The organism is Nitrospira sp., from assembly GCA_037045225.1.
Taxonomy (GTDB): domain Bacteria; phylum Nitrospirota; class Nitrospiria; order Nitrospirales; family Nitrospiraceae; genus Nitrospira_A.
On record JBAOHZ010000009.1, the window covers coordinates 1,880,763 to 1,902,305 of the forward strand.

General features: G+C 59.4%; 24 protein-coding genes. 13 read left to right on the forward strand and 11 right to left on the reverse strand.

Translation table 11 applies throughout. The features are described 5' to 3' along the window. Positions 1 to 349: 349 nt before the first annotated feature. From V9G17_09505 to V9G17_09555, 11 genes are all read left to right on the forward strand, one after another. Entirely contained in the window at positions 350 to 784 is a 435-nt protein-coding gene (locus V9G17_09505; protein MEI2752828.1) for an NfeD family protein, read from the forward strand. Between the two features lie 27 nt (positions 785 to 811). Beyond that, the gene (locus V9G17_09510; GenBank protein ID MEI2752829.1) at positions 812 to 1,750 is read left to right on the forward strand and encodes an SPFH domain-containing protein; all 939 of its coding nucleotides are present in this window, start codon (positions 812 to 814) and stop codon (positions 1,748 to 1,750) included. 54 nt (positions 1,751 to 1,804) lie between these two features. After that, positions 1,805 to 2,383 carry a D-sedoheptulose 7-phosphate isomerase gene (locus tag V9G17_09515; GenBank protein ID MEI2752830.1) on the forward strand — a complete coding sequence of 193 codons (579 nt, stop codon included), beginning with the start codon at positions 1,805 to 1,807 and terminating at the stop codon, positions 2,381 to 2,383. Continuing rightward, entirely contained in the window at positions 2,367 to 3,365 is a 999-nt protein-coding gene (locus tag V9G17_09520) for a hypothetical protein (GenBank protein MEI2752831.1), read from the forward strand. The genes V9G17_09515 and V9G17_09520 overlap by 17 nt, the downstream gene beginning before the upstream one ends. Positions 3,366 to 3,420: 55 nt before the next feature. Then, positions 3,421 to 4,032 carry a SprT-like domain-containing protein gene (locus tag V9G17_09525; GenBank protein MEI2752832.1) on the forward strand — a complete coding sequence of 204 codons (612 nt, stop codon included), beginning with the start codon at positions 3,421 to 3,423 and terminating at the stop codon, positions 4,030 to 4,032. 7 nt (positions 4,033 to 4,039) lie between these two features. Then, positions 4,040 to 5,233, forward strand: coding sequence for a DNA polymerase IV (dinB, locus tag V9G17_09530; protein ID MEI2752833.1), 1,194 nt, complete (start codon positions 4,040 to 4,042; stop codon positions 5,231 to 5,233). A 93-nt stretch (positions 5,234 to 5,326) separates the two neighbouring features. Further along, positions 5,327 to 5,791: a GNAT family N-acetyltransferase gene (locus V9G17_09535; GenBank protein ID MEI2752834.1), complete on the forward strand. Its 465-nt coding sequence runs from the start codon at positions 5,327 to 5,329 to the stop codon at positions 5,789 to 5,791. Between the two features lie 100 nt (positions 5,792 to 5,891). Then, positions 5,892 to 6,374: a D-glycero-beta-D-manno-heptose 1-phosphate adenylyltransferase gene (gene rfaE2 / locus V9G17_09540; GenBank protein MEI2752835.1), complete on the forward strand. Its 483-nt coding sequence runs from the start codon at positions 5,892 to 5,894 to the stop codon at positions 6,372 to 6,374. Between the two features lie 7 nt (positions 6,375 to 6,381). Further along, positions 6,382 to 9,855: a transcription-repair coupling factor gene (gene mfd, locus V9G17_09545; protein MEI2752836.1), complete on the forward strand. Its 3,474-nt coding sequence runs from the start codon at positions 6,382 to 6,384 to the stop codon at positions 9,853 to 9,855. A 30-nt stretch (positions 9,856 to 9,885) separates the two neighbouring features. After that, positions 9,886 to 10,782 (forward strand): peptidylprolyl isomerase, encoded by an 897-nt coding sequence (locus tag V9G17_09550; protein ID MEI2752837.1) that lies wholly within the window; start codon positions 9,886 to 9,888, stop codon positions 10,780 to 10,782. 109 nt (positions 10,783 to 10,891) lie between these two features. Beyond that, complete coding sequence (locus V9G17_09555; GenBank protein ID MEI2752838.1) at positions 10,892 to 11,923, forward strand: peptidyl-prolyl cis-trans isomerase; 1,032 nt, start codon at positions 10,892 to 10,894, stop codon at positions 11,921 to 11,923. Here V9G17_09555 and yihA read toward each other — a convergent pair. After that, entirely contained in the window at positions 11,913 to 12,515 is a 603-nt protein-coding gene (gene yihA, locus V9G17_09560) for a ribosome biogenesis GTP-binding protein YihA/YsxC (GenBank protein MEI2752839.1), read from the reverse strand. The two genes, V9G17_09555 and yihA, sit on opposite strands and share 11 nt — an antisense overlap. A gap of 101 nt (positions 12,516 to 12,616) precedes the next feature. On the opposite strand from yihA, the gene mtgA reads away from it, so the two are divergent. Next, positions 12,617 to 13,402 carry a monofunctional biosynthetic peptidoglycan transglycosylase gene (mtgA, locus tag V9G17_09565; GenBank protein MEI2752840.1) on the forward strand — a complete coding sequence of 262 codons (786 nt, stop codon included), beginning with the start codon at positions 12,617 to 12,619 and terminating at the stop codon, positions 13,400 to 13,402. 48 nt (positions 13,403 to 13,450) lie between these two features. On the opposite strand, the gene V9G17_09570 is transcribed toward mtgA, so the two are convergent. From V9G17_09570 to V9G17_09610, 9 genes are all read right to left on the reverse strand, one after another. Then, entirely contained in the window at positions 13,451 to 13,879 is a 429-nt protein-coding gene (locus V9G17_09570; GenBank protein ID MEI2752841.1) for a VOC family protein, read from the reverse strand. A 40-nt stretch (positions 13,880 to 13,919) separates the two neighbouring features. Continuing rightward, positions 13,920 to 14,858 (reverse strand): isoaspartyl peptidase/L-asparaginase family protein, encoded by a 939-nt coding sequence (locus V9G17_09575; protein ID MEI2752842.1) that lies wholly within the window; start codon positions 14,856 to 14,858, stop codon positions 13,920 to 13,922. Then, positions 14,855 to 15,421 (reverse strand): hypothetical protein, encoded by a 567-nt coding sequence (locus tag V9G17_09580; GenBank protein ID MEI2752843.1) that lies wholly within the window; start codon positions 15,419 to 15,421, stop codon positions 14,855 to 14,857. Before V9G17_09580 ends, V9G17_09575 begins: the two co-directional genes overlap by 4 nt. 98 nt (positions 15,422 to 15,519) lie before the next feature. Continuing rightward, positions 15,520 to 15,990 (reverse strand): D-aminoacyl-tRNA deacylase, encoded by a 471-nt coding sequence (gene dtd, locus V9G17_09585; protein MEI2752844.1) that lies wholly within the window; start codon positions 15,988 to 15,990, stop codon positions 15,520 to 15,522. A 34-nt stretch (positions 15,991 to 16,024) separates the two neighbouring features. Continuing rightward, positions 16,025 to 16,528: a methylated-DNA--[protein]-cysteine S-methyltransferase gene (locus tag V9G17_09590; GenBank protein ID MEI2752845.1), complete on the reverse strand. Its 504-nt coding sequence runs from the start codon at positions 16,526 to 16,528 to the stop codon at positions 16,025 to 16,027. A gap of 1 nt (position 16,529) precedes the next feature. After that, positions 16,530 to 18,143 carry a murein biosynthesis integral membrane protein MurJ gene (gene murJ, locus V9G17_09595; GenBank protein ID MEI2752846.1) on the reverse strand — a complete coding sequence of 538 codons (1,614 nt, stop codon included), beginning with the start codon at positions 18,141 to 18,143 and terminating at the stop codon, positions 16,530 to 16,532. A 73-nt stretch (positions 18,144 to 18,216) separates the two neighbouring features. Next, positions 18,217 to 18,879, reverse strand: coding sequence for a TPM domain-containing protein (locus tag V9G17_09600; GenBank protein MEI2752847.1), 663 nt, complete (start codon positions 18,877 to 18,879; stop codon positions 18,217 to 18,219). Beyond that, a complete protein-coding gene (locus tag V9G17_09605; GenBank protein MEI2752848.1) occupies positions 18,866 to 19,771 on the reverse strand; it encodes a TPM domain-containing protein in 906 nt (301 codons plus the stop codon). The genes V9G17_09600 and V9G17_09605 overlap by 14 nt, the downstream gene beginning before the upstream one ends. 31 nt (positions 19,772 to 19,802) lie before the next feature. Continuing rightward, on the reverse strand, positions 19,803 to 20,405 hold the full coding sequence (locus tag V9G17_09610) for a LemA family protein (GenBank protein MEI2752849.1): 603 nt from the start codon (positions 20,403 to 20,405) through the stop codon (positions 19,803 to 19,805). A 159-nt stretch (positions 20,406 to 20,564) separates the two neighbouring features. Between V9G17_09610 and V9G17_09615 the strand changes: the two genes are divergently transcribed. Continuing rightward, positions 20,565 to 20,870: a hypothetical protein gene (locus V9G17_09615; GenBank protein ID MEI2752850.1), complete on the forward strand. Its 306-nt coding sequence runs from the start codon at positions 20,565 to 20,567 to the stop codon at positions 20,868 to 20,870. Positions 20,871 to 21,000: 130 nt separating this feature from the next. On the opposite strand, the gene V9G17_09620 is transcribed toward V9G17_09615, so the two are convergent. After that, positions 21,001 to 21,501: a PilZ domain-containing protein gene (locus V9G17_09620; GenBank protein MEI2752851.1), complete on the reverse strand. Its 501-nt coding sequence runs from the start codon at positions 21,499 to 21,501 to the stop codon at positions 21,001 to 21,003. Positions 21,502 to 21,543 lie beyond the last annotated feature (42 nt).

Genomic DNA, 21,543 nt, shown 5'->3' on the forward strand with positions numbered 1-21,543 from the left:
GCATTCGGAAAGGTATGGTGGTTAATCTGGATTTGATTGCTCTATTTCGTGATACATCGGCACGGGTCACGGGGTGCAGAATTTTCATCGCTTATGCAATTCGACCGAGATTCCAATACACAGCTGAGCAGGAAGCGAGTATCGTGGCGGCAATTCACATTAACTCTCTGGAGAACAAAGTAATGCCTCAAGCCTATGTTCTGCCGCCTATCGATCAACACGCCCTGAGTGTACCCGTGAACATACATAGCGCCTTCTCGCACAATCCTTGACGGTCCTGGGAAAGACGCTTAGACTTTCGCGTGAATCACGAGACAACCCCGCTGCTCGCGACGGCTGAGGAGGTGCGATGACCTGGTGGCTCTGGGCCTTTCTGGGACTGTTTCTGCTCGGCAGCGAGATCGTCACGCCCGGCGGGTTTTACATGTTGTTCTTCGGCATCGGGGCGCTGGTCGTGGGGGCGCTCGTCGGCCTGGGCATGATTCAGACTGAATGGATGTCCTGGCTCCTGTTTTCGGTCTTCTCCGTCGCCTCCCTGGTCATCCTTCGTCCTCCGCTCCGCCGTCTCATGACAGCCGATCGGGGCAACGCCTCATCGGTCGACACTATGAGCGGCGAAACCGCCATTGTTCTGGAGGACCTTCAACCCGGCGCCATGGGCAAAGCGGAATGCCGGGGCAGCACCTGGAATGCGCACAACGCCGGCGACAAGCCGCTGCTCAAAGGACAACGCAGCCTCGTGGATCGTGTAGACGGCATCACCCTGTGGATCAAACCTGAATGAGGTCGCACCATCATGGAGGATAGCGGAATGCCAGGCGGACTCTGGGTTGTCATTTTCCTTGCAGGCCTCGTCCTGCTCGTCATCTCAAAAACCGCGCGCGTCGTGCCGCAACAGAGCGCCTACGTCGTCGAGCGACTGGGCCGGTATTCGCGGACGCTCGGCGCGGGATTCCACATCCTGTGGCCATTCCTCGACACTGTGCAGTACAAACATTCGCTGAAAGAAACCGCCATCGATATTCCCGAACAGATCTGCATCACACGCGATAACGTGCAAGTCGGCGTCGATGGCATTTTATATTCCAAGGTGCTGGACCCGCAGCGAGCCTCTTACGGCATCAGCGACTATCGTTTCGCCATCACCCAGCTCGCCCAGACCGCACTCCGCAGCGAGATCGGAAAAATCGAACTCGACCGCACGTTTGAAGAACGCACCAACATCAACAGCCAGGTTGTGAATGAGCTGGACAAAGCCACGGAACCCTGGGGCGTGAAGGTGCTGCGATATGAGATCAAGAACATCACGCCGCCGAAAGACGTACTGGCGGCGATGGAAAAACAAATGCGGGCCGAACGGGAAAAGCGCGCCGTGATTCTGACCTCCGAAGGCGAACGTGACGCCGCCATCAACCAGGCGGAAGGCGAGAAGCAACAGGTCATCAAGGCCTCCGAGGCGAAGAAACAACAACAGATCAACGAGGCTGAGGGTGCCGCCTCCGCGATCATGGCCATCGCCAGTGCCACGGCCGATGGACTGCGCAAAGTCGCCGAATCCACGCAAATCCCCGGCGGCTACGAAGCCGTGCAACTGCGCGTCGCCGAGCAGTACATCACCAAGTTCGGGGAACTGGCGAAAGCCAGTAACACCCTCGTACTCCCCGCCAACGTCTCGGATGTCGGCTCGATGCTGACGCTGGCGATGAACATGATCACGAAACGGTCTTCCCCCACGCCTCCTGGAAAGTAAGCGATGCCTACGGTCGTTTGACAGTGACTCGGGGCTTCCCTACAATTCCGCACGATGAAAGAATTTGTCATCAAGGCCTTCGACGACAGCGCCGAGATCAAGCGGCGCTTCGTACGAGACCATGCCGATAAGATCGTGCAGGTCGCGCAACTCATGGGCCGCGCATTTCAGGCTGGGCATAAAGTCCTGCTCTTCGGTAACGGCGGCAGCGCCACCGATGCCGCACACATCGCCGCCGAGTTTGTCGGCCGGTATAAGCGCGAACGCGCTCCGTTGCCGGCCATTGCCCTCGCCACCGACATCGCGGCCATCACCTGTATCTCCAACGACTACGGCTTCGAGGAGCTCTTCGCTCGTCAGGTTCGTGCACACGGACAGCGGGGGGACGTGGCCCTCGCCATCAGCACCAGCGGCAACTCCCCCAATGTGCTGAAAGGCGTTGAGGCGGCCAAGTCCCTGGGCCTCACCACAATCGCGTGGACCGGCGGATCGGGCGGCAAACTAGCCGGCATGGTGGACCACGCCTTCGTCGTGCCCTCCGCGCTGACCGCCCGCATTCAGGAAAGTCACATCACGCTGGGCCATGTACTCTGCGAACTCATTGAGGATCACGTTCTTGCCAACCCGGCGTAAGCGTCCCACTGCAGTCTCCGCGCCTCCTGCGATCATCCGGCCGATCGATGCGTCGCGACTCAAGACCTATCCGCTCCAGCGTCGGCACAGCAAGGTACAAGTGTCGAACTTCGCCAAGGTCTGGACCAAGGGGCGCTCGTTCGCGCGCTTTCTCGATTCGCTCCCCGATATCCTGGCGGTCAAAACCTTGCGCGAAGTGGCGCAGGCCATTGCCAAAGCCCATCGCAACGGCAAGCCGGTGATTGTCGGCATGGGTGCCCATGTGGTGAAAGTGGGGCTGGGCCCGCTCCTGGTGGATCTGATGGAACGCGGCGTCGTGACCGCCCTGGCTATGAACGGCGCCGTCATCATCCATGACTTTGAATTGGCGTTCATGGGGCATACGTCCGAAGAAGTGGATGCTGAGATCGACTCCGGTCGATTCGGCATGGCGGAAGAAACCGGCCGCATGCTGAATGAAGCCATCACCCTGGGCATGAAAGAAGGTCAGGGGCTTGGCGAATCGCTCGGCTCTTACATCCATCGACGAAAACAACAGTTTCCTCATCGCGCCACCAGCCTGCTGGCCACCGGCTTCCGGCTGGGCCTTCCCGTCACCGTGCACGTGGCTGTGGGGACCGACATCATTCACATGCATCCGTCAGCCGACGGGGCCGCGATCGGGGCGGGTTCGCTGCTCGATTTTCGCCGCCTGGCAGCCGTGGTTTCCGAGATGGAAGGCGGGGTCTATCTCAATCTGGGATCTGCCGTGATTTTGCCAGAGGTGTTCCTGAAAGCCGTCTCGCTTGGGCGCAACCTCGGCCATCCATTGACCAACATCACCACGGTGAACATGGATTTCCTCACACACTATCGTCCCATGACCAACGTCGTCCGCCGCCCCACCCAGAAAGGCGGCAAGGGATACGCCCTCACGGGCCATCACGAGATCATGGTGCCGCTGTTGGCCGCCGCGGTCATTGAGGAACTGTCTGGCCGCTGACCCGGAGTGCTGAGCCCTGTCGCTCATTCGGCAGCTGAATCATCCCGTGAAGACCATGTCACCCTCTCACGAACCGCTGCTCGCCGTCTGGTCCGATCTCAACCGCCGCTACTTTCAAGGCGCCTTACCTCCAATTCCCATCGAGTGGAGCCGTCGACTGACCTCCTCAGCCGGAATGTTTACTTGCCGGCTTGGACCACGGCAACCGCTCGTGCGCACCGCCGAGGACCCAACCAGGCAGCGGCGCATCAGACTGTCGGCAGTGTTGCTCGCCGCCAACAACCCGGAGCCCAGCCACGAGACCGTCATGACCCTGGCGCACGAAATGATTCACCAATGGCAATACGATATCCTGAAACGCCGCCCGAATCATGGCGCCGATTTTCGTCGCATGATGGCCCGGATGAATCAAGACGGGCTGAGGATCACGATCTACCACTCGCTGGGCAAAGAAGTCGCCGCGCTGGCAAAGTATGCCTGGCGCTGCCAGCACTGCGGGTACATTTACCAACGACAGCGCCGGAGCATTCAACCACGACGCCATTTCTGCGGCTCCTGTCGAGGGCCACTCCGCGAGCTTCCAGCCGTGGCACCCATCACGATCGCGGAACCGGTCCACGCGACCGCCGCAAGCCTTCAACTCGGCTTGTGCTTCACCCCTGGCTAGGACATCAATGTCCGAACGTTGGCCCCGACAGATTCTTTTCGGCGACATCGACGCCATGTTTGCCTCGGCAGCCGTGCTGGCTGACCCATCGTTGAAAGGAAAGCCGGTGGCCGTCGGCGGGCCTCCGCCGCGCGGCATTATCGCCGCAGCGAGTTATGAAGTTCGCCGATTCGGAGTACGATCGGCCATGCCGACGATTCAGGCCATGCGGCTTTGCCCTCAACTCATCCTGGTGCCGCCAGACCGTCCGTTGTATCAACACCTCCACCGCCGGCTTCAGGACATCACCAGCCGGTTTTTCCCGGAAACCGAGTGGACGAGCATCGACGAGTTTTATACCGATACGACCAGATTACAAACCCGTCATCCCGATCCGCGCGAATTGGGGCAGGCGCTCAAAACCGACATTACCTGCACCACCGGCCTGACCTGTACCATTGCGCTGGCGTCCGGGAAGACCGTCGCTAAGATCGCTGCCGATGCACATAAACCCGATGGCCTCGCCGTGATTGAACCGGGCACAGAGGCCGCGTTTCTCGCCCCGCTCCCCATTCGCTCATTGCCGGGCATGGGCCCGAAATCCACCGAAGCCATCGAACGTCTGGGCCTTCACACCATCGGCGATCTGCTCCAACCCCGCTTCGAACAATCCCTCATCCGCCTGCTCGGTACGCGCCTAGCGGCGTTTCAATCACTGGCGCGCGGCCACGACTCCGATCCTGTGGTGGCCGATCGCGAAGCTAAAAGCGTGAGTCACGAAACCACCTTCGACGAAGACACCAATGATCCGGCCCTGCTGGAACCGATCATCCATGGATTTCTTGAAACCTTGGCCCACGATCTCCGGCTGGAGGGACTGGCCGCCGGGTCGTTCACGGTGAAACTGAAGGATTCGCACTTTCGCATCACCACACGACAACGCACATTCTCGTCGCCGGCGAACTACGATCCGGACATGTGGCCGGACATCCGCCTCGCCCTCGCCGACCTACTGCAGCCGCCGTCTCGCTATCGGCTGCTGGGCCTGGGCCTGTCGGATCTGGTTCCCGCTCCTGAACCCCTGTTCGACCGACGACAGCGTGACGCGGTTGCGATTCTTGACCGGTTGATCGAGCAACATGGCGCGGGAGTCGTTCGACTGGGAGGGCTTCCACACGACGGGGATAACTCGCGAAAGGACAGAGGACGCAAGAAACCATGAAGATCGATGTGATGAAGATCACATGGCAGGATCAAAGGCGAGCCTAGCGGCACACGTGAGACGAAACGCCGCCTGATCTTACAAGAGACCAACATGCTCACTCTGGTGCAGCCGGATTCAGCTGAACTCTGGGACATATCCCGTCGTCTCGTGGAGGAATATGCCGCGTCTCTAGGTATCGACCTAGGCTTCCAAGGCTTCGACCAGGAGCTTGATCACCTAGCAAGTGAATATGGTCCGCCTGACGGCGCTTTTCTCCTGGCAGGGCAGGGAGGCGCATTTGCGGGATGTGGGGGGCTTCGACGCTTTTCGCAATCTGCCTGTGAAATGAAACGGCTCTATGTCTTGCCCGCACACCAACATCGAGGAATTGGGCGCATGATCGCCGACGCCTTGATCAATCAGGCGAGAAACCTTGGATATAAACACATATTACTCGATACGCTCCCCTCAATGACGGACGCGCAGGCGCTGTATAGGTCACTTGGATTCGAACCGATAACCGAATACCGTTTCAATCCAGTGCCCGGTACCATTTTTCTAAAACTAGAGCTTTGACATCGTTGCCACCTGACTCTGCTAATAGGATAAGACGGGCATTGATTCGCGAGGCGGCCTCCCCCTAAGATGGGATTTTCTCGGATCGGCAGTGAATCCCATGGGCAAAAAAATCACCACGCAGCAGGAGCTTGCCGCACAGCTCGATGAGTGCCGTCGGCAGGGACAGCGGATCGTCTTCACGAACGGGTGCTTCGACCTGATGCACGTCGGTCATACCCGGTATCTGCAAGCCGCCCGCGATCTGGGTGATGTGCTGGTGGTCGGCGTGAATTCCGACGACTCCGTTCGCGCCCTGCACAAGGGCGCGGATCGTCCTATTGTGCCCGATGCCCAACGAGCCGAGGTTCTGGCTGCGTTAGCCTGCGTGGACTATGTGGTGATCTTCCCTGAGCCGGACCCAGGCTCTCTCATCGCAACCCTTCAGCCGGATATTCTCGTCAAAGGCGGAGACTGGTCCGTCGACCGCATTGTGGGACGCGAGACGGTCGAGGCTCGCGGCGGCCATGTCCAAACCATTCCTCTTGTCCCCGGAGTCTCGACGACCACTCTGGTGCAACGTATTCGCTCCACGACAGCCTAAGGATACTGTGCCGCCCCTGATCCCCCTACATCTGACTCAATGGCTCGCACCGGCGCGAGAAGCCCTTCGGAGCGGCTCGGGTAAACCCTGCCTCATGGGGCTGCATGGTTCGACTGCCGGCTTCGGCTTGGCTCTCCTCACACACAGTCTGCCGTCTCAGCCGCTGGCCGACCGTTCCTGGCTGATTGTCGCCAAAACCGATGACGAGGCAGAACGCCTCTATCGCGACACGCTATTCTTCAGAACGCTCTGCGGACAGTCCTGCGACGACCTGGCATTGTTCCCGAAATGGGAAACGCTGCCCTACGAATCGGCGGTTCCCCACATCGATCTGGTGGCCCGCCGCATGCAGACGCTCAACCGTCTCTGCACCACTGGACGCACCGTTCTGTTCACTTCCATTCCGGCCTTAACACAACGAGTGCTCCCGGCTCTGGTCTTCACCGACGCGATTCTGCAATTTCAACCGAATGGGTCCCTGGAGCGTGAGGTGCTTGTCTCCAGCCTCTTGCGGCTGGGCTACCGGAAGGGATCGGTGGTGGAAATTCCCGGCGAGTTCAGCATTCGCGGCGGGATCGTCGATATCTATTCGACCGCGTATGCCGACCCGCTGCGGGTGGAGTTTCTCGGCGACACGATCGAATCGATCCGCTTCTTCGATCCGGCCACACAAAAATCGACCGACAAGATCAAGCAAGCCTGGGTGCTGCCGGCCCGCGAATTGATTCGCGCCGAGGACGCACCCGATGCCCTCGCGCCTCTGGCTGCCGACGCCGAATGGCATGCGCCGTCCGTGTATGGAACCATGGACAGCCTCCTGGATTATTTTCCGCAACCGCCGGTGCTCGTCCTGGATCAGCCCAACACGCTGAAGGCCCACACGGAGGAATGTTGGCAGGCCATCGAAGAGGGATTCCTGCGCCACGAAGATCGCACGGATCCGAATCCCTACCCGACACCGGACCACCTGTACCTCACGTGGGATCAGATTCTGGCCGCCACCCACGGCTACGCCACACTCGCGCTGGAGCCGATCACCGCACCGGACGCAAGTTGGGAGCCGGTGCTCACCTGCCCGGCTCAAACACCGGCCAGTGTGGGACTCGGCCAACGCGGCACGGCATTCAGCCATACGCTGGAGGTGCTGGATCGTTTACGAGAAAGCGGGCCCGTTGTGCTGGTCGCCCGTAGCCAGGGACAGGTCGGGCGCCTGCTGGCGTTGTTTGGCGAGCATGATCGACCCGCGATGGAGTGGAAGCCTTCGGCCCTGTCCGCCGGTGGCGCGCAGAAGGCCCCGTTTTCGGTCTTGAACGGCGAGGTCTCGGCTGGTTTTCTTTCGCCCGATCTGCGGTTGGTGGTCCTGACCGAAGAGGAACTCTTCGCGAAGGGCGCCCGACACAAGCCGCAGCCCAAGAGCAAAGCCGCCACCTTCCTCTCCTCGCTGGAAGACCTGAACATCGGCGATTACGTCGTTCACATGCAGTACGGCATCGCGAAGTATCAGGGGCTGCGTCGACTCTCGGTGCAGGACTTCGATAGCGACTTTCTGGTGCTGGAATTCGCCGGGACCGACAAGCTCTATGTGCCGCTCGACCGGCTCAGCCAGGTCCAGCGTTACGCGGGAGCGGATGCCCACGTGCCCCGCCTGGACCGCCTGGGCGGCACCAGTTGGGCCAAGACGACCGCGCGGGTCAAAAAAGACATTGAAGAAATGGCGCACGAACTCGTCGATCTTTACGCCAACCGTGAGCTGGTCCATCGCACCTCGTACGGTAAAGACAGCATGCTCTACCACGAGTTCGAAGCGGCCTTCGAGTATGAAGAGACGCCCGATCAGCGCAAGGCGATCGAAGACATCGCCAACGACCTGGCCTCGACCAAACCGATGGATCGCCTCGTGTGCGGCGACGTGGGCTACGGCAAGACCGAAGTCGCAATGCGAGCCGCCTTCAAGGCCGTGGAGGAAAATAGACAAGTCGCCGTGCTGGTGCCGACCACGCTGCTCGCCCACCAGCATTACGATAACTTCGCCGAACGGTTTGCCCCTTTTCCAACTCGCGTCGCCTTGCTGTCACGGTTTCAATCTCCGAAGGATACAAAAGCGATTATCAAGGATACGGCAGCCGGCCTGGTCGATGTCCTCATCGGCACGCACCGGTTGCTCCAAAAAGACGTGACGTTCCGCAACCTCGGCTTGGTCATCATCGACGAGGAGCAATGGTTTGGTGTAAAGCACAAAGAACGGCTGAAACAGCTGCGCACCCAGGTCGATGTGTTGACCCTGACGGCGACGCCGATCCCACGCACATTACAAATGACCATGGCGAGCGTACGCGACCTCTCGATCATCGATACGCCCCCGTCGGGACGGCTGGCAATCCGCACCCAGGTTATTCGTTTCAGTGAAAAAGCGATTCGTGAGGCGATTCTTCGCGAACTCGGCCGGGGGGGACAAACCTACTTTGTCCACAATCGGGTGGAAACCATGGAGCGGATGGGCGCCTGGCTGCAGGAACTGGTACCGGAAGCGCGGATCGTGATGGCGCATGGCCAGATGGACTCGAAACCGCTCGAAGCCGTGATGCTGAAATTCTTTCACCGGGAGGCGGATATCCTGATTGCCTCCGCTATTATTCAATCAGGCATCGACGTGCCGACCGCCAACACCATTATCGTGAATCGCGCCGACACCTTCGGCTTGGCTCAGCTCTATCAACTCCGTGGCCGGGTCGGGCGAAGCGGCGAACAGGCCTACGCCTACTTCCTGGTACCGGATGAAGGCACGCTCTCGGACGACGCCCAGAAGCGACTGACCGCCATCCAGCAGTTTACCGAGCTCGGATCGGGCTTCCGCATTGCTGCGGCGGATCTTGAAATCCGCGGGGCCGGGAATCTGCTCGGCAAACAACAATCGGGCCACATCGCAGCGGTCGGACTCGATCTCTACCTGCAAATGGTAGAACAGGCCGTCCAGCGCCTGAAGGGCCAGGTGGTGGAAGAAGAGCCGGATCCCACGCTGCGTCTCAGCGTCTCCGCCTATATTCCCGAAGACTACGTGGCCGACAGCCACCAGCGCCTGTCGCTCTACAAACGACTGTCTTCCTGCGGACAACTCGGCGACCTCGCACTGATGCACGGAGAAATCGAAGACCGCTATGGACATCCGCCCGATCCAGTCGAACGCCTGTTCGAACTGATGCAAATCCGTCTGCTGGCCAAACAGCTCCGGCTGAGCTCTGTGGTCGAGCAACCACATGCGGTCGTAATCACCTTCGATCCGAAGGCCACGGTCTCCGAAACAGCCGTGCAGGCTCTGATGGACCGATACAAGAAACGGCTGCGGTTTCTGTCGCCGCTGTCTTTTGAACTCCAGATCCCGCATGAAGACTGGAGTTTGGTCTTCCCGGAACTCAACGCAATCTTGCAAACCCTCCACGTCTGTGGTACCAACAGTCAAGGGCCACGCACGGCCTCGACCTGACCTACGCAGAGGATGTTCCGCCCCGACCGCATGACGCTACCGCGCACACGACACATTGCATCCTGGCAGACACGATTGATCAGTGCCACGCTGGGTTTCTGCGCCCTCGGATCGTTGGCCGCCTGCACTGAACGACCGCAGGAAGAGCCGGTAATCGCCATGATCAACGGCCGATCCATCACCCAATCCGAATTCGACATCCGCTGGGAAGACCTTTCGCAAGCCACACGCACGCGTTACGAAAAGGACGGCGGAAAACGCCGCTTTCTAGACGAATTGATTATGCGCGAGTTGCTGATGCAGGAAGCGCGCAAGCAGGGGCTGGATCAGTCCGATGAGATTCGCGAAAAGACCCTGCGCTACCGCGAACAGTTGATTCTGGATGAGTTGCTCAAAGACCGCATCAAGACCAAGGTCGAAGTCAGCAAAGAAGAATTGGACGCCTACCTCGGGAAACATGCCAATCAACTCCTGGCCAATCCCAAGGTGCAAGTATCGATCATGCTGCTCCCGAACGTCTACGCGGCCAAAGATTTGAAACGGCAGGTCGAAGCCGGCGGCAACTTCACGCGATTCGCCCTCCGGTACTCCATCGACGAACGGAGCCGTGCCAAAGGCGGCGACCTGGGCCCCTATAAGAGAGGCCTGCTGGAACCGGAACTCGATGCACTGATCCCGTCGCTCCACCCCGGAGTCATCAGTGATCCGATCAAGACCGACAAGGGCTATTACCTCATGAAGGTCAGCCCTCTGGAACCCGAAATTCTTCAGGCAGACCAGGCCACCCGCGAACGACTCCGGCAGGAACTGTTGGCCGAGAAACGCCGGAAACGTCTGGATGATGTGTTTGCGGAACTTCGTACTGGTGCCACCATCCGCCTAGCCGACGCCGCTCGTTACGTGACCGATGAACCACCGAACCCGTAACGACCCGCGCACTCGCCTCCCGCAAACCTTCCGTCTTCAGCTGTTCGCGTTTTTCAGCTCCGGAACGCTCCCCTTCTGAAGCTCCGATTGTGTACAATCCAGCAACCCTATGAACGATCAATCGCTGTTCGCCTACACGTGCCTCCACGCCCGTCGGCTCTTCTCGACCTTGAAAGGAACGTCCTTCGCCGCACCCGTTCGTAGCGCAACCGGTGTCACAACCGGCGCGCTCTGTTTCTGCCTCTGCGTACTCTTCAGCCCAACCTCCAAGGCGGATGCCGCCAAACTGGAAGATCGCATTGTAGCAGTCGTCAATTCCGACCTGATCATGCTCTCGGAATTGAAACGCGACCTCCTGCCTGAGCAGGACCGGCTGCGCAAGCTTTACAAGGGCGATGACCTGGAGCGCCGCCTCAGCACGGCTGAGGCCATGGGCGTGACGAAAATGATCGAACGCAAACTGCAATTGCAGGCTGCGAAAAACAAAGGTGTGGATGTATCGGATCAGGAAGTCGTGCAGGCGGTCGAAGAGATGAAAAAGCAGGGGGAGGCCATCGACAGCGCCGACCCGAACACCGCGAAGAACGTCCGTGAGCAGTTGACCTTGATGCGGGTCGTCGACCGGGAAGTCCGCGGCCTGATTATGGTGGCCGTCTCAGAAATGAAACGGTATTACCAGGAGCACCAGGATCGGTTTGCCTACCCCGAGGAATACCAACTGAGCCAGATTCTGATCAAGCCGCGCACACCGGACGGCCTATCTGCCGCCCACGGACGAGCCGAAGCGCTCCTGGCGACCCTCAAGCAGGGAGAATCGTTCGAGGATCTGGCCTTGCGCTTTTCCGATGGAGTAGATGCCTCACGTGGAGGACGGTTAGGCCTGGTTCGACAAGGGGAGTTGATCCCCGCGCTGGAGCAGGCGCTGACCTCGGTGGACGTGGGAAAGATCACGGGCATTGTAGAAACGGCGGAGGGACTTCACATTGTGCGGGTCGACGATAAAAAGCCGCGGCAGTTTCGCCCCTTTGAACAGGTGAAGACCGAAATCCAATCACTCGTGTTTCAACAAAAAACCGAGGATCAGTACCAGATCTGGATGGCCGAGTTGAAAAACAAAGCCTACATCGAGATCAAGTTCTAAACTGCGTACGAATCTCCCCCCACAAGGCGTCCCGCCCCTCATGGGTTTCAGCCGAGTACAGCACAATCGGGACTTCCGGCCCCAGTCCGCAGGCCGTTCGCACGGTGGCGAGGCTGGGCGCCCGCTCACTCTGCCGCAATTTATCGGCTTTCGTCAGGACGATGATCATTCCACACCCGAGGGACTGGACCCACTGTACCGTCAGCACATCCTGCGGCATCCACACTCGCGCCTCGATCAACAGGATCACGGCGCCGAGGGACTGTCGCTGCTCGAGATACTGCTCGATCATCGGGCCCCACTGCGCCCGCATGGTCTTGGACACCTTGGCGTACCCGTATCCCGGCAAATCCACCAGCGACAGCAGGGAGAGCTTCGGATCCGATGTGCGGACCGTGAAAAAATTCACGGCGCGTGTTTTCCCCGGCGTCTTACTGACCTTCGCCAGCTTCTTGCGATGGAGCAAAGAATTGATCAACGACGACTTGCCGACATTCGATCGCCCGACGAACGCGATCTCCGGCAACCGGTCGGGAGGAAACTGTTCTGGAGACACCGAACTTTTGATAAACTCAGCGCTGAGTAGTTTCATGGTGGTCAACCGCGTACCGTCATGCGGGATGTACGTTCACCTCCGGAAACACGAGCCGGACCGGCGGAACACCTCGTGTCCTCATAGATAGAGTGTTGGGAATGAGCAAGTCAACTGGCAGTCTGTTCGGCCGCATCCTGTTGTGGGGAACCATCCTGGTCGGGCTTCCCGCGGCGGCCTTGGGATTGTATTGGCTGGTGACACTGCCGGATGTCTCCCACCTGGCCAAACATCACCCCGCGGAAACGGCCTTGATGGAGGCACGGCGGGCCCAGGCCAAGGAGCAAGGTCGTGCGCTACATCCGCAATTGGTCTGGGTGCCGTTGTCACGAATCGCCCCCGCACTCCAACGAGCCGTGGTGGCGGCAGAGGACGCCTCGTTCTTCGCTCACGAGGGGTTCGATTGGGAAGGCATCAAAGATGCCGCGCTGTATAACCTGGAGGTCGGTGAATTCAAACGCGGCGGCAGTACCATCACCCAACAGCTGGCAAAGAATCTCTACCTCTCGTCGGAACGCTCCCTACTGCGCAAAGCCCGCGAAGCACTCATCACTCGATCCTTGGAGCACCATTTGACGAAAGAACGGATTCTCGAATTGTATCTGAATGTCGCCGAATGGGGGCAGGGCGTGTTTGGCGCAGAAGCGGCGGCGCGACACCATTTCGGAAAATCAGCCAAGGAACTGACAATCGACGAAGCCGCTCTGTTGGCGGCGATTCTGCCCTCCCCGCGCCGTTATGACCCGATCCGCCATACCGCCTACTTAAATCGCCGCCAACACCACATCGTCCGATGGCTGGAACGGGGCAACGGACGCAGGGCCAGCTCACTCACGACGAATCGACAGACGCCCGACCCGCACGACGTCGCGCCTCCTGAAGACTGAGCCACACGTGCATCAACCCCGTCTTCACGTTGCGGGGGAGGGTCCTCGCTACTCGGAATCCCCGACCGCCGACACATCTCGTTCCCCGAAAATCGCGGACTCGTGCCGATAGTATTTGAATTCGAGAAGATTCCGGGAAGGATCTTGGAGAAAGAAGGTGTGATGTTCGATGCGCGTACCGGCAAACCGCTGCCGGGGCTGTTGGTAAAACGTCAGGCCCTTCGTCTTGGCGCGATCGGCCAACGCCTGCCACTCCTCTTCCAGCGTCAGGACAAGGCCGAAGTGACGAGGATAGACACCCTTCTGGGGAATGATTGGATCGGTCGAGAGATGCGCAACGAGCTGATGCCCAGCCAGCCCGAACGTGACGGCGGTGGAGGATTCCCGACCTAGCACACAACCGAGACCATCGATGTAAAATTGCTTGGCGACGGCCAGATCGTGGACAGGAAAGGCGAGGTGAAAGAGTGCGGGCATAGACTGATACCTCTGATCACTGTATCAGCCTTCTACGAGACTAGGCAAACCGACCCTTCACGTGCGGGCGGCCATCACGCCCGATCACCCCGGCCACCATATTGGGTGTACTGTGTCGAATGGCAAACCGACCATCCGCTGAGAGTACCAGCACCCCGGCCGCACCCTGAATACGTTCTACCACTTTCCGAAGCACCCGGTTCGCCGAGACCAGCGGACTCAAGCCACTGGCCAGTAAATCGGTGATCTCCTTCGCAACCGCCACTCGAATGATGCTCTCCCCTAATCCCGTCATGGAGACCGCCCCGGCCTCATTATCGGCATAGACCCCGCACCCGATCAACGGCGTATCGCCGACCCGGCCAGGCAACATCACATCCACCCCGCCGGTTGATGCGCCAGCGGCGACCGTGCCGGCGAGATCCAAGGCCACTGCGCCCACGGTTTCCTTTCCCAAGCTCCGTGCGCGGAGGCGGCCCGTCTGCATGATTGCCTGATGCAAGCGCAACGTGTGCTTCAACCCGGCACGAGGCCGCAACTCCTTCGGCTGTGGCCGCGCCGTTCGCTTTGCACGGGGCACACGCTCCAACCCGAAATAGTCCGCAAAGCGGGACGCTGGTTGCCCGACCAGCAATACATGCGCCGTCTTTTCCATCACCAGCCGCGCGGCGGTAATGGGGTGGACGATGCCCTCGATGGAGGCCACAGCCCCCGCCCGCAGGCCGCGCCCTTCCATAATCGAGGCATCCATACGCCGCACCCCGTCAAGCTGACGGTTCGAGCCTCGCCCCGCATTGAACAACCCTGACTCCTCCAGCAGGCGAATGGCTTCTTCCACCACAGATAGCGCCGGGGTACCGGCCATGAGCAGCCGGTGGCCTTCCTTCAGGGCAGCCTCGGCACAAGCCGCTTGAGCGACGGTCATGGCGCGGCGTCCCGCGCCACCGTGAATGAGCAGGATCGGTCGTGATGGTTTCAATTCAGCAGGATATCTTTCACTCGTCGGCAGGCAGGGTCTTGCATACGATCCAAGTCTGACCGGACAAACCCCAGTCCGGTCACACAGAGCTCGAAATTTTCCGACAGCTTCCGGAATAACGGAGAATCCTGCTCAGGGTCGTAGCTGCCGTACTCGGCGACCAACCCGTACGAGCGTTTGCCCGTCTTCACGTAATCCACCAGAAAATCTTTATGGTAGATGCGGCCCACGCTCTTGAGGCGACGGAGATACTCGGGAAACAGGCCGGTCATGAAGAGTGTGAAGTCGCCGATATGCCGGTGCACTTCGCGCTCCCGCTCAAAGGATTGCGCTTCCAACAGCACTTCGGATTCGAACAGCATCTCGACGACGGAATCGACGGCGCGGCCCTGCGTATTCTGAATTTTGTAGAGTTGGTCGGTGTGAGCGAATTCGACGAGCAGGTTGGAGACGTACTCGGTGACATTCAGATCGGGCCACCCGAGGTGTTCAGTGAAGCTTTTTTCCGTCAACGCTCCGAAGAGCTGACGGAGTGGATGGCTGCGAGAAACGGGACTTCCCATCTCGACCTCCCGGGCAATCCCTGCCCTTTTAAAATAGTATAGCAGACCATGCTCAACCCAAGCGGACTTTCTCCCTGACTCCTTATCGGCATCTCCCTTCAAGACTTGAGAGGGAGCGTCGACGCTCCCCGTCGGCTGTCTAACAGGAACGTCACCGGACCGTCGTTGAGCAATTCCACGTGCATGTGCGCCCCGAACATCCCGGTTTCCACTGTCAGGCCACCCGCCCGGAGCCGACTGACCATCTCCTCGTACAATACTCGCGCATCCTCCGGTGGCGCAGCTAGGTCGAACCCTGGCCGTCGTCCCTTGCTGGTATCGCCGAGCAGCGTAAACTGCGAAACGATGAGTAACGCCCCGCCAACCTCGGTGAGTGTACGATTCATCCTGCCGTGATCGTCACCGAAGATCCGCAGGCTCGGGAGCTTCTCAACGAGATAGGACAGGTCACGTTCGTCATCACCTTTCGCGACACCCACCAATACCAGTAGTCCAGCCCCGATCCGGCCCACAACCTGCCCCTCCACCGCAACTGACGCGCGGAGAACTCGTTGAATGACGGCCTTCATGTATCATCCTTCCAGCCCAACAACCAGCGACAACTTATTGCGCATTCCGCAACTGAGCCAGGGTGCCTTCCAAACTTAGCAGGCGACGCTTCAATGGCAGTCCGCAAGAAAACCCACCGAGCGAACCATCATGCGAGATGATCCGGTGGCAGGGCACCACGATGGGGACCGGGTTGGCCCCGAGCGCCATCCCCACCGCCCTGGCATACTGCTTCCCGCCCACACGCATGGCCACCCATTGATAGGACCGTACCCGACCGTAGGGAATCCGCGTGATCGCCCTCCAAACTTTCCTTTGAAACGGTGTGCCGGCCGAACAATCGATAGGAAAAGAAAACTCGCGACGCGTGCCCGCAATATAAGCCAGGAGCTGCGCTCGCGCCTCTTCCACGATAGATGCGGCTTCGTCATTGTTTTCTGCCGGTTGCTGCCGGACAGCACGATCCTGGGAGGACAAATTAATGGAGGTGACGCCCTTCTCGGAGGCCGTGATCGTCACCTGCCCCCAAGGCGTCTCAAATGTGCTCGTGTATGTCATATCAGGCCGCTCCAAACTTCTTAGCGACACGTCCGAATTTCCGTTTTACCATTCCTAACACCACATCCAATTCCTCTGATCCAAGCATGATATGTACCCCAAGATATCCGATCACGCTGGCTCCGATTCCACCAAACAAGACTGCGGATTTCAGAACCCACGCACCATCCTGATCCCATAGAGAGGCACTTGCCACCCAGAGGCACATCGCCGTCACCGGAATACAGGCTCCCAGCACGCGACACGCCGACCGTACAATCGAGCCCCAATCGACACGCCCCAGACGCCGGTGCAACACGGCCACCAGAATACTCCCGTTCAGCATGGACGCCAGCGCCGTGGCCAGCGCCAGCCCCGCGGCATCCAGCAGCGTCATCAGCCACAAAGACAACAGAATATTCGCCCCGACCGCAATCCCTGCAGTGATCGCCGGTGTTCGCGTATCCTGGAGAGAATAAAATGCCGACACGATGATACGCACTCCGGCGAAGGCCCACAACCCGACGGCATAACAGAGGAGCGCCGTCGCCGTCGCCAGCGTATCGGCCTTGGTAAACGACCCATGCTCGAATACCAGATGCACAATCGGATGCCGTAAGAGAATCAGTCCCACCATCGCCGGCAGAATGATGAAAAAAATCATTCTGAGCCCAAATCCGATCGTCGTCCGCAACTCATCCAACGCCCCACGGGAGGCCTGCGCGGAGAGCGTCGGAAGAATCGCCGTCGCGAGCGCCACACCGAAAATGCCGAGTGGAAATTGAATGAGCCGCATGCCGTAAAACAAATAGGTCGGTCCGCCGGCAAAATACGACGCCAAAATCGTGCTCACGGTGATATTGATCTGCGTCACCGACAACCCGAGCAACGATGGCACCATCAGCCACCCGATACGTCTTACGCCCGGATGGCCGGGCTGGAACCGGAAGCCGAACAACATCCCGCGGCCTTTTAAGCCCGGCAGCTGCATCGCAAATTGCGCCACCCCTCCGACCACGATGCCGATGGCCACGCCGATGATGGGCTCCGACAACCAGGGCGCAAGGAACACCATGCAGGCAATGGTGAAAATATTGAAAAAGACCGGCGAGAAGGCCGGCGCCGCAAAAGCGCGCAGCGAATTCAGAATCCCCATCGCCAAGGCGGCCAGGCTGATAAAGATCAGATAGGGAAACATCATCTGCGTCAGCAGCGTCGTCAGCGCCAGCTTGTCCGGACTCCCGTGGAAACCCGGGGCAAGAAGCCAGACAATCCCGGGCGCCGCTAGAATACCCACCAGGGTCACTGCAGTGACGATCGTCAGCAGCGTCGTGAAGGTAGCGCTGGCCAGCTCCCAGGCATCCCGCTTAGTCTTGAGGGTGTGGTATTCGGTAAAGACCGGAATAAAGGCGGCGGACATCGACCCTTCGGCAAACAGCTCTCTCAATAAATTGGGGACGCGGTACGCGACAAAGAATGCGTCGGCTGCCGGCGTGGCGCCAAAGAGTCGCGCCAACACCATGTCGCGGACAAAACCGAGGATGCGACTGGACAAGGTCGCCACGCCGATAAGGCCCGCCGCCTTGACGACGGAACGGGTTTCATCCGGAACTGGTCGAGATGGTTCAACGGACACGGCGGGATCCGACATTACTGGGGATTGTAGCGAAACTGGAGGAAGCCGTCTATTGTCCGGTAATACCCGACAGTCAGGTATCTTGGATCACCCGATCCGACAGCTCATTGGGGTTGTCGCCGGCACGTGCAGGACAGGCCTGAGCGAGCAACCTTCCGCTGGCGTCGATGCCGCAGCAGAGACCGCCTGCGAGATCGCCGACCTTCAGTCGTTCGACCACCACCGCAACAACTTCCTGCCACTGCTCGCTGGTGATCCGATCACGCAAGGATTGGTCTACCAACACAGAGACCTGCCGTTCGAGTAAGGACACCAGCAGTAGAACTCCTGTGTGCTCGCGGGTCTGCGCGAGACCATGCTGAGCAAACGCCAATTTCGCCCGCAACTGCACCTTCTGATACATCCGCTCGCGGGATGTAAAAAGTCGCAACACCGGAGGCCATGTCCCGGCCAAGGATCCGAGGACATAGGCCACCATGGTCCCCCCAAGCAACCAGAAGGCATTCGCGGCATGCCACCCCCAAGGAAGCCAGGCGGTTTCAATCGTCAGCAGCGCCGTCAGAACAAGGACCGCGCTCAATAATCCGGCCCGATGCTGTGCCTCGCGATACACACCGGATCGCCCGACGATCATCGGCACAATTTCAGCACTGGTTCGTTGCTCGGCCGCCTGCACGGCCGCCTCGACCCGCGCTCGCTCCTCATCCGTCAGCACCGGCCCTCTACCAGTCGCCACTGGCGCCTCCTCCTCCGAAATCGCCGCCACCGCCGGAAAAGCCGCCTGATCCTCCGAACGATCCGCCGAAACCGCCACCGCCCCAGCCGCCTTGTTGTGTGCTGAACCAGGTGCCATCGAATGGACTGCCATTTCTCCGCCGTCCCGGCCCAGGTCCCTGCCCCACCCCACTCAGCAGACCGACCAGAACTAGGCTCACGGCCCCGGCAATCAAAGCCGGTGTCACCCATGGGGCAGCGAGAAACGAAAGGCCTCCCCCGACAACAGGCCCCACCACCCGATTGGCGCGCGAGAAGAAGAGACCGACGACGATTCCCAGGATCACCGCGAAGGCAACATTGGCAAAGGTATCACTCGAAGAAGGAGTAGCGGCCGGATGTTCGGGTGCACTGTAGGTCCCTTCAATCGTACGCAAGATGGCTTGGACCCCGGCAGTGACGCCGGCCGGAACATCGCCGGCTCGAAATCGGGGGACAATCTCGTTTCGGATAATCTGGGCCGACCGCGCATCGGTCAGCATCCCTTCAAGCCCGTAGCCGACTTCCAGACGAATGTGTCGATCCTTGATCGACACGAGAAGCAAGACGCCGTTGTCGGACCCCTTGCGGCCCAACTTCCACGCAGTGGCCACTCGATGGGAAAAGTCAAACAGCGGCTCGCCCTCCAACGATGGAATGATGAGGACCGCCACCTGATTGGACGTCTTGGCTTCGTGCGCCGCCAGATCGGCGGTGAGTCGCTCGACTACGGCCGGCGGGAGGACATGCGCCTGATCCACGATGCGACCACTGAGCGGCGGCACATCCAGCGCTACGGCTGGAAGGCTGGCCACCCCTGTGAGCCACAGCCATCCGACGAGGAGCCCCCACCCTGCTCGGCCCATCATCCGCATCGCAATCGTTCCCTGCCTCACGAGATCGACGTTAGAACTTCACTTCCGGTGGCTTGGCAACCGCCTTTTCGTCGGCCACGGTAAAATTAGCCTTCTCATCCAGATGCAGAAGGAACTTGGCCGTGAGATTCGTGGGGAAAAAACGAACCATCTTATTGAATTCCGCAACCTTGTCGATATACCGCTTGCGGGCCACGGTGATGCGATTCTCCGTGCCTTCGAGTTGGCTCTGCAGATCACGGAAGCCCTGATCCGCCTTGAGGTTGGGATAATTCTCGGCCAAGGCAAGCAACCGCCCCAACGCACTCGACAGCCCCTGTTGCGCCTCTTGGAATTTTTTGAACGCGGCTTCGTCCTTGAGCAACTCCGGCGTCACTTGAATGCTGGTGGCCTTCGCACGAGCCGCCACAACGCTTTCCAGCGTATCTTTCTCGTGCGCGGCATATCCCTTCACCGTATTCACCAGATTCGGAATCAAATCAGCCCGCCTCTGGTACTGGTTGATCACCTCGCTCCAAGCCGCCTTGGTATCCTCATCAAGACCTTGCAAGTCGTTATAGCCGCAGCCGGAGAGGATAAGGATTGCAGCAAACAGCACGACTCCGCTCATTGAACGCATCAGTGACATCACCATACTTTCCTCCTTCGCGCTGGCTTTCACAGGCCATGCATCTTCAAGACCTAAGGCTTTCACCCGAGAAGTCAATCGTTGACGTAAATTGCGGGTATCGATCGCTGCACAAGCTTGCTATACTCACCTCGTATCGCTCATTACGGCTCAATGGAAACCGGCATGGCACTCGATCGTTCCACCAATACCCCTGGAGGATTCCAGGTCCGACACCGCTCTCTGGGAGTGTTTCAGGGCAGTTCCATCGGCCTAGCCTTTTGGCATCCATCATCACATATGCCCGAGTACGGCCTTTGTCGATTTGCTACCGAAGCCAACGCCCAAGAGTATGTCGATTTCCTGTCCTCACCCGCCTGCACTGAACCCTTGAACCCTGAAGACCTCCTCGTGGAACCCTTCGACCATTCCGAACACGACCGCCTCCTGATCGAGTATCCCCAGGCTTCCGCCTGGGAAACACCACTCTAACAGAAACGCCGAACAAAACGCCGCCTCCGCACGAGGGCCTTTATTCGCTCAGGCCAAGGCCGACATGCGGTGATTCGTGCGACGCGACCTGCAGTGGCTCGCGCGCGAGCTGGTGCGACTGCCAAAGAAATTAGGTGGAGGGACTCACGTCGACAGATTCGGTCTTGGCGTGTACGAATGTAAGGAGGCGTTTGTTGTCTTGTGCCGATCGGAGAAACTTGAACACAATACCGCGCGAGCTCACGGAACGCACCATCGCGGCGACTTCGAGCGGAGTCTGCTCATTCTCAATCGCGATCTGAAGATAAAAAATATCGTCCACATGCACCGGCGTCTGGCTCTCGATAATGCACCCGCCCATCGAAATATCCAACACCGTTCCTTCGCCCCGCACCTTTCCGCCTGAAAACGACAAGAAGAGGTGAACAGGAATCCGCAGGTGCTGACGGCGATCAAGCATCTGCGCCGGATAGCTGCGTCCTAGCCGAAAGGCCTGAAAACGGAAACTACAGGACTGACAATGAAACGGGGCAATGCAGGCGAGCGCCTGCACCCGTTCTCTCAACGTAGTGCAGCGCGACCGAAATACATTGTGTTCGCCACACTGCGGGCAAATTAGGGGCAGAGCCATGTGAATGATCGGCGCCTCTCACCGTTGCTTACGTTGATGCAC